Raw genomic sequence first — 12,296 nt, forward strand, 5'->3', positions numbered from 1 at the left:
TACAAGTTGACGAGATACAAGTAAACAAGGACTTGTCGCTTCGCACCATTTGCTAATTTTCTAATTATTGCCTTACTTCCACCCAGCGGCCTGTGGTACGGCTTTGCTCCGACGGATTGTACATTGGCTCGTTACTTATTGCCGGAAGGTAGAACCTACCGCAATATGCAGCCTGCAACCTGATGCGGAACGAAGATGAGTAACCGGAACCGATATTGTAATAAGTATATACCCTATCGTCTCTTATATCCTGATAATTGAACGAGCCTGCTGTCCTGTTATCTGCTTCGTTGAACAGGCGGGTATTGAATATCTCCCATCCCGAAGGGAATATCTGGCTCAGCGTCATATCGGTCAGGTATTGACCCGATATGTTCTGTACGATTATGTTGGCAAAGAATTCCGTTCCTTGCTTCAGGGAAGTGACATCTATTTCTTTACCATTCTCGTCTACATATTTGACATATAGATTTGTTCCGTTGCTCTGAGCCGGAGTATTATCTACGATCGGCTGAGTACGTCCAAGCAAGCGAACGAAGATTTGTCCCTGTCCTTTGTTCTTAATAGAAACATGAACTTTCTCCTGTGGTTTCAAGGCTATTTCCTGGAATACGTCTCCCGAATTACCCGTCTTTTGCTTCACGCCGTTCAGTTCCCAGTCGTAAGAGATTACACCCTTGCCCATCTTTTCGGCAAGTTTTGACATAGCTATTAATCCAAAGGCGGCCGACTGTGTTGTAATATATCTGCCACTCAGGCTTTCCGATACCTTAAATGACAAGGCCAGCGCCCTTTCAGTTTTTCCTAACAGCAGATAAGTCTCCATTATCATTGACATATCACGTGATGAACTACCATACGTATTGTTGTTGAAAGAATAAGGGCTAACCTGATCGCTCAGATTAGTTATCAGCTGATTTGCCGCATCTTTCTTTCCGGCGAGGGCATAAGCCGCAGCCAATCGCCAACGAGCCTGTGCCGACAACCCGCTCATCTCCTTCAGACGGTTCATAGCTCCCAATTCCGGTTCTCCGGCAAGGGCAAGCGTATATAGGCGATATGCCTGTTGTAGGTCGGCCATCGAATTACTGTAATATGAAGTATAGAGGTCGCCCCTGTTCCATGACTGCGCGGCTTTCTTCTGGAATTGCTTCCATTTGTTTATTACCGATGCCGGAACATCACGCCCTGCCCGTTGTGCTTCTACAAGGAAATGTCCTGCATATGTAGTTACCCATTCATTCGGTACAGTATTACCCGGCCAGTATGCGATGCCTCCGTCTATCAGTTGGCGCGAAGTAATCATTCTTATACCTTCACGAATGTTATTATCCATCACATCTTTCTCCCTGTTGGAGAATGGACGGAATGCCTGCACATACAACAACGGGAACACCCTCGATGTAACTTGTTCGGAGCATCCGTGCGGATAGTCGTGCAGGTATGACAGGTTCTTATTAAGGTCTACACCCGGCATGCGGGATATCTCCAACTTAGCCCAATCCTCGTCTCCGATAGCATCGAAAGCTATGTTCAATTCAGAGGTTCCGTCGGCTGGTACTAAAGCCTGCGACGACAATAGTACAGGTGGATTAGGATTGCGCACTTCTATATCGATGGTCTCTGTCGCCGCTTCTCCGTTGCCAGTAGCCTTGATTATTATCTTTTCAAAGCCTGTTTTCTTACCCACCTTCACTTTGAAGTAAACCATCTTATCGCCTGTCTGGGTAAAAGCTACCGATTTGGTAGTTCCCTCTGTGAACTGGAACAATCCTTTCGACTGTGCTGTCAGGCTTACATTCTTTATCTTCTTGTCCATAGCGAATACATTGACAGGAAGCAATATTTCTTCGTCTGGCCCTGCCACGCGCGGCAAGGTAGATAGTATCATCAACGGATTACGTACAGGCACAGCCTTTTCGGCACTACCATATGCCCCTTTCGGATTTCCGGCAACAACCATTACACGTACCGAACCGAAATATGGCGGCAAGGTAATCTTATGTGTATCGGTCTTTCCTCCGCTAAGAGTAAACGGCCCTAAGTATTTCACCACCGGTTTGAAGCGGCTCATTGTATTATTACCCGGTTTCAGTGCTTCGTCCCCTCCTATGCTCAATAGTGGCCCCAACTTTCCTGTTTGGGCACCTACCACCATATCGAACATATCCCATGTGCGGACGCCGAGTGCCTGACGTGTGTAGAATTCGTCCCATGCGTTCGGGGTACGGAACGAGGTCAGGTCAAGTAATCCTTCATCTACAATAGCAAGGGTATAAGTCATCTCTTTACTGTTCTTTTCGGATACAGACACTGAAAACTCTTTCTCCGGACGGAGTTCATCCGGCATGGTTATCACAGGAGTCAGTTTGGTCTCACTATTCTCTACATTTATATTCAATACGCCATACATGCGGATAGGCAGGTCGTTATCAGTCTGCGAATGCGGCTGAAACAGGCTGGCAAAGATATAGAAGTTAGGCGCCATGTCTTCTGTTACCTTGAATGTATGTTTTGTGTCTTCTTTTGCCGTTGTAGTCACCCATTCACGTGAAATGATGCGGGAACCGTCCTCAAGGCTTATTAACGCCCGTCCATCGGAACTTTTAGGGAGGATAACCGTAACTGTTTCCCCTACTTTATACGATTGCTTATCCGTTGTGAACGAAAGCATAGTCAATCCGCTAGGGTCTTCCTTGTCGGAACGCCCACGCCACGACGGCCAGTCGGCATATAACAAGCGTCCTGAGGTATGTCCTCCCCCGTCAGTAACCATTATCAGATAGCGACCCCATTCAGGATAATCGACACGGAACTTTACTTTCGCCTTGCCTCCACCCGAAGTGGAAATCTTTTGGTCTAGAATGACCTTGGTAGATGTATTGTTGACATATGAGGCCAGATTATCATTCGAATTCCACCACCATGACCAGTTCAGTTTGTATATTTTAACTTCCAGTCCCGAACGATTTACAGGCTTACCTGCCGGAGTGAGGGTAACTATATCTATCATGTTATCCTTATCGGTTTCGAGCCATCCATATTGGGAATCGGTCGGAGACTTGATTCCAATATAAGCCGAAAATGGCGAATAAGCCGCAGTCTGCGTATAGATGCTGGCATCGCCTCCCGATTCGAATACACGCGAAACAATATTCGCCCGAAGCATACCCGGAGCACTTGCCGCCTGAGGCAGATTCGCCCTTACGGTCGCATTGCCGGAAGCATCCAGCCTGCCATCGAAGACAGTGTATGTATCGGACGCAAAGTTTGATGCTGGATTGTTAAACGTATATTGTTCATAACCTTTAAACGGAGTGCGTACTGAACTCAATGTCATCTCCACTTTAGCCGCCAGGTTTACTGCCGGAGCACCATGCAGCCATTGCGACGATAATGAGCCGGAGAATGAACCTGAACCTGCATCAATCATATCACCTACTTCCAGACGGATTTTCAGTCGGTTTGGTTTCACTGTCTCTATTTTCAGTGTTTTATAGAATGTAACACCTCCTACTTTTACCCGTGCCTGCCAGTTACCTGTAATGGCATTGGCATCTGTTGCCATACGGAACGGATAGAAGCCATTTTTACCCGTAGTGGAAGTATATCGTTGAGCCATTTGCCCGCGAGGGGTGTAAAGTTCGAGTGAAACAGGATGTTCTTTTGGTAGAGTCTTGGCCTTATCTTCCAATATGAAGGTTACGAATATGGAATCGCCGGGACGCCATACGCCACGTTCGCCATAAATATATCCTTTGAGTCCTTTTTTTATCTCCTTTCCGCTAACATCGAAGTTGCTTAATGAAAGGGAAAGATTTGAAGTTACTTTCAAATAGCCTTTTTCCTTTTCGCGGGATGCAATTACCACAAATGGCACGCCACCTTTGTAATCTATATCGGCGAACCCGTTTCCATCTGTCTTTCCGCTACCGATACGTTGCATTTGATAGTTATATATGTCTACTACACCGCCCGATATAGGCTGGGTGCTAAGGATATCTGTGAGAGCCACGAACATTTTCTTTTCAGCACCCAGTTTTGCTGTTACTCCGATATTGGATGCCAGCACGACACAACTGTATGTCTTATTCATATAGAAGGTAGGATCACATGGGTTTTCTCTTTCTTCCCAGTTATAATTGTCCCAATCCCAATCATCGGAATAGTAATATCCCGGCCTGTCCCATTTTACTTCGTCCTCTTCCGAGAGTTGGTTGTCGAAGCGTTCGAGCGTTGCTTCTTCAGGTATCTGCGGAGTAGTGCCGCCACATGGATAAAGAGAATACTCTTTCTTCATAGAGAACTCGACTTTGTAGACAGCTCCCGGGTCTTGCTTTATCATTGTAGCCAAATCGAGAGAAAAGTTGTTCCACTCTTCGAGTTTCATTGTAGGATCTTCGTCCAGACGAATACGTTTCTTTAATATAAGACGGCCGAAACGTTTCAGTTCGTCGCTCTCTCCAAAGTCATTAGCTTGCAGATAGCCCAGTATATTGTTTTCGAATATCTTAATCACCTTTACATCTACTGCCCACAGATTAACTGCCTGAAATGGGATTATCAGGTTGTCGGAATTAGGAAGGATATTTCCTGTGCTCAACAGTTTTATCTCCGGACTGTTCTTCTGAAAATTGACACTATAGGTATAATCGTCTTTGAGTGATATGTTGGCAACACTTTTTATCTCCTTGAATATCTTGAGTTCGACACTTGTGCCTCTCGTAGTTTTGTCCAGATACAGTCTCAACACATTTCTGTCTATGTCGAAAGAAAAACTTTCGATAGCCCCGGGTTTTACCAGGCCTTGTATATTCTGGCTGAGCGAGAGCGGGTCGCTAAAGGTAACACGGATACACTCTTGCGGATTGTATTCCATAGCTACATCTATTACTTCAAACTGTGATATTTTAGGGATCACTATCTTTATATCTTCATCTTTTTTCAATCCGATAGCATCTCCTTTTACATGTAGGGTATATTCATTATCTGAATTGCCCCGGTAAAGGCTATCTACTAAAAGGCTGAAGCGTCCTTTTGTTTCAGTCGGTGTAATCTTAATCTTCGCGTCCCCGGCCTTATCTCCGCCCGAGAGTGAAAACATTTTGGTTACATTATCGAGTTGCGCATCATCGGCCAGCAATACGGTTCCCTGCACAGCGTTCCATTTAAGGTCGGTTTCCTTTATCGGAGAATACGGCATCAGGCTGACGCTATAATTTTGTTCCGGAATATGAAAGTGAAAATAAAACTCTTTGAACTCGCTTTCTACTTTCAACACCTTATCCAGCTTGAACCAGGCTTCGTATTCCTGTCCCTGCTTCAGTTCTCCGGCATCGGGAATGAACTTAATGGTACGGGAGCTTGACCAGTAAGCCTTTCCTTTTATTGATGGGGAAAATTTGAATAATTCCTGATCGATCTCCTTGTTCAATTCCACCGTCGGAATATCCTGAGTAAGTTCTATTTGTATTTCTGAGGATGAGGAAACCTTTCCGTATGTAAATGCCGCAATGTATTTTGCAAACTCGGAATTAATTTCACGTGTACCGCCCTTCTTACATGAATTCACGATAAAAAGACACGATAAAAGAAAAACAGGGATGAGGAAAAGATTTTTTTTCATAGCTATATTTATTTGTGTCCGTTGCTATTTTATTATATACTAATTCACAAATATAAAAGAATATTTGCGATTAGCAGAAGGCTGAAAGGAGTAATTGTAGGAAGTGGCCATTTCCGGTGACGAAATGGCTATACGGCTTCATGTAATTTATTAATTACACAAACAGATATAAACTAAAAGCCATCACCAGCATACCTGCTACCAATCCCATGATAGAAATATGGTGTTTTCCGTACTTCTCGGCACTAGGGAGCAATTCATCGAGGGAGATAAATACCATAATTCCCGAAACGGCAGCAAGGATAATCCCGTTCATAGCCGGAGTCCAGAACTGCATGAGGAAGAAATATGCGATCAACGCACCGAAAGGCTCGGCCAGCCCGGAAGCGAACGATAGCCAGAATGCTTTTTTGCGGCTGCCCGTAGCGTGATAGATAGGCACGGCAACGGCGATTCCTTCGGGAATATTATGTATGGCAATAGCAATGGTTATGGGTATGGCAACATCGAGGGAGCCAAGTGCAGATGTGAAAGTCGCGATACCTTCGGGGAAATTATGTATGGCAATGGAAAGGGCGACAACAATCCCAGTACGTTTCAGCGAACGTTTTTTATCCATATCTTCCACACCTTGAATCTCATGTGGATTTAATGACTTGGGAATTGCAAAGTCAATCATATTTATGAGGGCAATACCCGCAAAAAAAGCAAGTATGAGATAGAGCGTCCCCATTTTTTCGCCATAGACCGATACCAGTTCCAGTTTACCTTGCGGCATCATCTCCATAAATGAGACATACAACATAATTCCGGCCGAGAAGCCCAGAGATGCACACAGGAATTTTGTATTCGTATGTTTGGCAATCAGCGCTATAAGGCTGCCTATACCAGTCGATAGCCCGGCAATAGCTGTAAGTATAAATGCAAGTAGTATATTCTGTTCGGTCATTATTCTCCTGAAACGTTAAGATTGCAAAGATAAGGGATTACCGTGAGGTATGGTAAACATTTACAGCATGAAATGAAGAATGTCCGATTAAATTTCTTTTAAGTATAAACAATTTGATAATTTTATGAGTTCAATAACATTAAGTGTTTTCGAGACCTGGGATAAACGAAACAGATTTTGCTTTTACTCCCGTGGCTTAAATGCATTCATATAAAATGACGTATACTATCGCTATGGCAAATAAAAGCAATTACAGAATCCATTTCATACAACATATTCCCTTCGAAGGGCTTGGATATATAGATAACTGGATAAATGAAAACGATTATGAACTATCCGTAACCAGGATGTATGGTAATTACCGATTCCCAGGATTATCTGAATTCGATCTTCTCATCATTATGGGAGGCCCTATGGGCACATACGAAGAAGATAAATATCCGTGGCTGAAAGAAGAAAAAGCATTTGTGAAGGAGGCTATAAATGCAAACAAGGCTGTTGTGGGTATTTGTCTGGGTTCACAAATCATAGCCAAAGCATTAGGGGCAAAAGTATATCCGAATAAGGAAAAAGAAATAGGCTGGCTGCCTGTTACTTTCTCCGATGCCCGGTCGCAAGCCTTATTCACCTCTAAGGATAAATCACCAATCGTTTTCCAATGGCATGGAGATACCTTCGACCTCCCTGTTAACGCAAAGTTGCTGGCCTCGAGTGAAGCATGCAAGAATCAGGCGTTTTTGTACAAAGACAATGTGCTGGCTCTGCAATTTCATCTCGAAGTAACAGAAAAAAGTTATGCGGAAATGCTGGACAACGGGCTGGACGAACTAACTGATGGAAAATATATCCAGACAGAAAATTACATACGAAGCAATACCCATTACATTCCGGAATGTAACCGGATGATTAAGTCCGTGATGGACAAACTTATTGAAAATATATGACACAGAAAACATATAACACAGGTACAGGCGCGCTGATATTCATTATCTGCCTGTCGGCCTCTCTGGTTCCATTCATGGGTTCGGCTCTGAACCTTGCTTTACCATATATAAACAGCGACTTATCTCTCGATGCGGTTATGTCCGGATGGGTACCGACTTCTTATATGCTTTCGACAGCCATATTACAGATACCATGTGCCCGTATCGCTGATATGATAGGGCGCAGAAAGGTTTTTGTATGGGGCGTCATTGTACTCACTGTATTTTCTGTTTTAAGCGGCTTTGCCTCTACGGGAACAAGCCTTATCATATACCGCTTTTTGGCCGGAGTGGGCAGTGCGATGATGTTCGGTACAAGTACAGCCATACTGACCTCATCCGTTCCCGCCGAAAAACGAGGTAAAGCATTAGGTATGGTTGCGGCTTGCGTATATTTTGCGCTTGCGGCAGGTCCATTTATCGGGGGAATACTTACCCAGTACTTCAACTGGCACAGCATATTCTTTGTGTCGGCGGCACTCAGCCTGATTGTAGCTGTCGGCGGTATAGTGATAATTGAAGATGACTGGAAGGAGGAAGGAAAGAGTACATTCGATATTGTCGGGTCTATACTGTTTGCCATAGCTCTTTCATCTTTGATATATGGTTTTTCGGAACTTCCTCATGTCAGCGGATTCATTTTTATCGGTATCGGCATTGTTGTAATCCTTTGCTTCGCTATATATGAGAAAAAACAGGAATTTCCCGTTTTCAATATCAGGGTATTCCTCGGCAACAGGGTATTCCGCTTATCCTCCCTCTCTGCACTGATCAACTATTCAGCAACTTTTGCCATATCCTTTATGCTCAGTCTCTATCTGCAATATGTGCGTGGCCTGTCGCCCCGCGATGCCGGACTGATACTTATCGTGCAATCGGTGGTACAGGCGGTAGCGTCACTTAAATCGGGAAGCCTGTCGGACAAAATGTCCGCGACATTTTTGGCAACCCTCGGTATGGGAATTATAGCTGTAGGATTAGTCGGATTATGCTTTATTACAGAAACTACCAACCTGTATTATCTGGGAGGTATACTTATATTATTAGGGCTGGGATTCGGTATTTTTTCCTCACCGAATACCAATATCATTATGAGCTCAGTAGAGAAGAAACATTACGGATTGGCCTCGGCCACTATGGGAACAATGCGTCTTACAGGGCAGGCGTTCAGTATGGGTATCGCTATTATGGCTATTTCGATAATGATAGGAAATGTGCAGATGTCCCCTGCTCTTTCATCTCAGTTTATAGGCAGTATGCGGATAACATTTGTTATTTGTCTGGTGTTATGTTTGTTCGGTGTATATGCTTCGTCGGCAAGGGATAGGAAGAAAAAAGATGTGTAAAGGTATTCCGGAAAGTTTATCTATGTATATAGCCAATAGCATTTAGCTGTTAGCTTATAGCTCTTTGAAAAAATGAATTAGCAGATTTGTAAATTAGCATATTAGCAAATGAGTAAAAAGTGTTACATGTGTTACCTTTTTTATAGTTACAAGTTACTTCGCTCTGCGGGCAGTTACGAGTTACAAGTTAGTTCACTGTTTACTGCTAACTGTTTACTGACATATCTGTTACCTTTGTTACCTTTTAACCCAATATAGTCAATGAATGTAAAAACAACAAAATGAAAACAATGAAAAGCTGTCAGATGTGTCAGATTTTAACCAAATACAGTCAATAAGCGTGAATATAGTGATGGGTTAGAATTGCGTCTTTGCGTCTCTGCGTGAGAATACTGTTAACTGCTAACTGAGAGTCACTTGCGCAACAGCCAAAGCTAACGGCTAAAAGCTATCAGCTAATAGCTGAAATATGTGTTACCTTTGTAACCTTTTGCTTATTTGCAAAAGATTTCTAAACACAGAATAAAAGGAATAAAAAAGTAATAGGAGGAAAAAAGAAATGAAAAACCTCTTTAAGAAGATAAAGAAAGATTATAATACAATCAACCCCAAACAAAAATCGGGGGTTCTTGAGATATTGAAATATATCGGACCGGGACTACTTGTTACGGTCGGGTTCATTGATCCCGGTAACTGGGCCTCAAATTTTGCGGCAGGATCAGAGTTCGGCTACGCTCTGTTGTGGGTGGTTACACTATCCACCATAATGCTGATTCTCTTACAGCACAATGTCGCCCATCTCGGTATTGTTACAGGATTGTGTTTGTCGGAAGCGGCAAATAAATATTTACCGAAGACCGGTTCACGCATTGTCCTCTGGTCTGCTATCGGTGCATCTATTTCCACATCGCTGGCCGAAATATTAGGAGGAGCAATAGCCTTGAATATGTTGTTCGATGTGCCGATTAAGGTAGGGGCAGTTCTTGTGGCAATCTTTGTATTTGTAATGATGTTCTCCAATTCTTATAAGAAGATAGAACGCTATATTATTTTCTTTGTTTCCATGATCGGTCTTTCCTTTATATATGAACTCTTCCTTGTGGATATTGAATGGGGTGAGGCGGCAAAAGCATGGGTCGTACCGTCTGTACCGCAAGGCAGTATGCTGATAATCATGAGCGTGCTCGGAGCCGTAGTGATGCCTCACAACTTGTTCCTGCACTCGGAAGTTATACAAAGCCGCCAATGGAACTTACAGGACGAAAAAGTAATGGAGAAACAACTGAAATACGAGTTTTTCGATACCTTTTTCTCTATGCTTATAGGCTGGGCGATAAACAGCGCCATGATATTATTGGCTGCATCTACGTTTTTCAAGCAGGGAGTGGTCGTAGATGATTTGCAACAGGCGCATTCCCTTCTGCAACCCTTATTGGGCAGTAATGCCGTTGTTATATTTGCTGTCGCTCTGTTGCTGGCCGGAATATCGTCTTCCATGACATCGGGTATCGCAGCCGGTTCTATCTTTGCAGGGATGTACAATGAACCATACAATATAAAGGACATACACTCTCGCATAGGAATACTTATTTCCTTAGGTGTGGCTTTAATCATTATATTTATGATAGGCGACCCGTTCAAAGGACTGATTATTTCGCAGGCAATACTGAGTATGCAGCTTCCTATAACAGTCTTTCTGCAAGTTCGGCTCACATCATCGAAAAAGGTAATGGGGAAATACGCGAATTCGTTACGAACTAAGATATGGCTTTACGGTATAGCGTCTATTGTGACATTTCTGAATATACTTTTACTCGCAAGTTTTTTTACAGACATCAAATTATAGGATAAGATTGTTACTTTATTACCAAATACCTATCTTTAAGGCCGTAATCCTATCCCATTTTATAAAATAGAAGCATATGAAAAAGATTATATTATTTATCCTCTGCTCTACTCTGATAACAGGAGTATTGACAAGTTGCGGACCGAAGGCAAAAACAGAAACCCCGGCCGAAACGGTGAAAACAGAAAATAAAGCAGAAGCTCCAAAATCTAAATTTGTAAAGCTGGCCGAAGAAACGAATAAGAGCATGCCGATGCCGCTACCCGGAGGTATCAGGATGGATAAAGCGGAAGCGGTATCTAAAAATGAGTTCAAGTATTACTATACATTTACTCAGACTCCGGCTGTTACGGCCGAAGAATTTGTAAGAAGCACAAAGCCTGCTCTTACCCTTGCTTTGCAAAGCACTAAAGGAAAAGATCTGGATATGTTCAAAGATGATAAAATGACATTGGTATATGCATATTATACAATGGACGGAAAACTTTTTGCAGAAGTAAAACTAATGCCGGAAGATTATATTAAATAACAATAAAACTAAATTCAACTATAATGATCAAACATATTGTAATGTGGAAACTCAAAGACGAGGCCCACGGAAACGGCAAGGCTACTAATGCCGGACTGGTAAAAGAAAAACTGGAAGCCCTCAGCGGAAAAATCGACGGCTTACTGAAAATAGAAGTCGGTATTGATTTTCTGGGAGGAGGGAATTTCGATGTAGTACTCTATTCTGAGTTATCAAGCAAAGAAGCGCTGGATACCTATCAGAATCATCCCCTACATCAGGCAGTGCTTCCGTTTATCAGGGAAGCGGTTATGGACAGAAAAGCGGTAGATTACGAGGGGTAAAATGGAACAGGAAGAAATAATAAGGGATATCCGTCAGCGTTGTCGCAAAGCCATGAACGGTATCGCCTCTACCAGTATGCGTCAGCGAGGCATATCTTATAAAGTGAATTTCGGGTTAAACATACAACAGATAAAAGAATTGTCCGGCCGTTACAAACCGGATGCAGAATTAGCTGAAACGCTCTGGAAAGAAGATACCCGCGAACTGAAAATACTGGCTACTTTTTTATATCCGGCTGATACATTCACAGAAAATGTTGCTGATAAATGGGTTACTGAGATTCCGAATCAGGAGATAAGGGAGCAACTTTCCCTTAATCTGTTACAAATCCTTCCTTTTGCCGGCAAGCTGGCTTTGGAATGGGGTAACAGCAAAGACGAGAGTATCCGCACAACAGGTTATTGGCTACTGGCCCGCCTGTTTCTAATAAAGAAAACCGGCAAACAGTCTGCAAATGGTTATACATTTATATGGGATGATGTTATTTCAGATAATATGTTTCTTCGCAATGCAGCGTCGTTGGCATTGAAGCATTTAGGAAGACAATCGAAAACAGATGCCAATATAATACTGGACAAGCTATCTATATATAAAGACGATAGTGACTTGATAAAGCAAGAAGCATATAATAGTCTGGCTTTCGAATTTGAGTATTATAGCCTCCCCAACCCCTCCGAAGGAGGGGCTTCATGA

The 12,296-nt window shown here is 43.0% G+C and carries 8 protein-coding genes; 6 read left to right on the forward strand and 2 right to left on the reverse strand.

Annotation, left to right across the window (positions count from 1 at the left end; genetic code table 11):
• Positions 1–64: 64 nt before the first annotated feature.
• Both QZL88_RS13570 and zupT read right to left on the reverse strand, forming a co-directional pair.
• On the reverse strand, positions 65–5,626 hold the full coding sequence (locus tag QZL88_RS13570; protein WP_296941927.1) for an MG2 domain-containing protein: 5,562 nt from the start codon (positions 5,624–5,626) through the stop codon (positions 65–67).
• A gap of 154 nt (positions 5,627–5,780) precedes the next feature.
• The gene (gene zupT, locus QZL88_RS13575) at positions 5,781–6,575 is read right to left on the reverse strand and encodes a zinc transporter ZupT (protein ID WP_006800118.1); all 795 of its coding nucleotides are present in this window, start codon (positions 6,573–6,575) and stop codon (positions 5,781–5,783) included.
• Between the two features lie 215 nt (positions 6,576–6,790).
• Here zupT and QZL88_RS13580 point away from each other — a divergent pair, with 215 nt between their 5' ends.
• From QZL88_RS13580 to QZL88_RS13605, 6 genes are all read left to right on the forward strand, one after another.
• Positions 6,791–7,519, forward strand: coding sequence for a type 1 glutamine amidotransferase (locus tag QZL88_RS13580; protein ID WP_296941928.1), 729 nt, complete (start codon positions 6,791–6,793; stop codon positions 7,517–7,519).
• Positions 7,516–8,904 (forward strand): MFS transporter, encoded by a 1,389-nt coding sequence (locus QZL88_RS13585; RefSeq protein WP_296941929.1) that lies wholly within the window; start codon positions 7,516–7,518, stop codon positions 8,902–8,904. Before QZL88_RS13580 ends, QZL88_RS13585 begins: the two co-directional genes overlap by 4 nt.
• A 559-nt stretch (positions 8,905–9,463) precedes the next feature.
• Entirely contained in the window at positions 9,464–10,750 is a 1,287-nt protein-coding gene (locus tag QZL88_RS13590) for an Nramp family divalent metal transporter (RefSeq protein WP_296941930.1), read from the forward strand.
• A gap of 76 nt (positions 10,751–10,826) precedes the next feature.
• Positions 10,827–11,279: a hypothetical protein gene (locus QZL88_RS13595; protein WP_296941931.1), complete on the forward strand. Its 453-nt coding sequence runs from the start codon at positions 10,827–10,829 to the stop codon at positions 11,277–11,279.
• A 23-nt stretch (positions 11,280–11,302) separates the two neighbouring features.
• Complete coding sequence (locus QZL88_RS13600; RefSeq protein ID WP_296941932.1) at positions 11,303–11,602, forward strand: Dabb family protein; 300 nt, start codon at positions 11,303–11,305, stop codon at positions 11,600–11,602.
• 1 nt (position 11,603) lies between these two features.
• Positions 11,604–12,296 (forward strand): DNA alkylation repair protein, encoded by a 693-nt coding sequence (locus tag QZL88_RS13605; RefSeq protein WP_296941933.1) that lies wholly within the window; start codon positions 11,604–11,606, stop codon positions 12,294–12,296.

This window comes from uncultured Dysgonomonas sp., from assembly GCF_900079725.1.
Taxonomy (GTDB): domain Bacteria; phylum Bacteroidota; class Bacteroidia; order Bacteroidales; family Dysgonomonadaceae; genus Dysgonomonas.

Excerpts from the sequence above, each read along its gene's own strand:
- QZL88_RS13570 (WP_296941927.1), bottom strand. The coding sequence starts at position 5,626 with ATGAAAAAAAATCTTTTCCTCATCCCTGTTTTTCTTTTATCGTGTCTT.
- zupT (WP_006800118.1), bottom strand. The coding sequence starts at position 6,575 with ATGACCGAACAGAATATACTACTTGCATTTATACTTACAGCTATTGCC.
- QZL88_RS13580 (WP_296941928.1), top strand. The coding sequence starts at position 6,791 with ATGACGTATACTATCGCTATGGCAAATAAAAGCAATTACAGAATCCAT.
- QZL88_RS13585 (WP_296941929.1), top strand. The coding sequence starts at position 7,516 with ATGACACAGAAAACATATAACACAGGTACAGGCGCGCTGATATTCATT.
- QZL88_RS13590 (WP_296941930.1), top strand. The coding sequence starts at position 9,464 with ATGAAAAACCTCTTTAAGAAGATAAAGAAAGATTATAATACAATCAAC.
- QZL88_RS13595 (WP_296941931.1), top strand. The coding sequence starts at position 10,827 with ATGAAAAAGATTATATTATTTATCCTCTGCTCTACTCTGATAACAGGA.
- QZL88_RS13600 (WP_296941932.1), top strand. The coding sequence starts at position 11,303 with ATGATCAAACATATTGTAATGTGGAAACTCAAAGACGAGGCCCACGGA.
- QZL88_RS13605 (WP_296941933.1), top strand. The coding sequence starts at position 11,604 with ATGGAACAGGAAGAAATAATAAGGGATATCCGTCAGCGTTGTCGCAAA.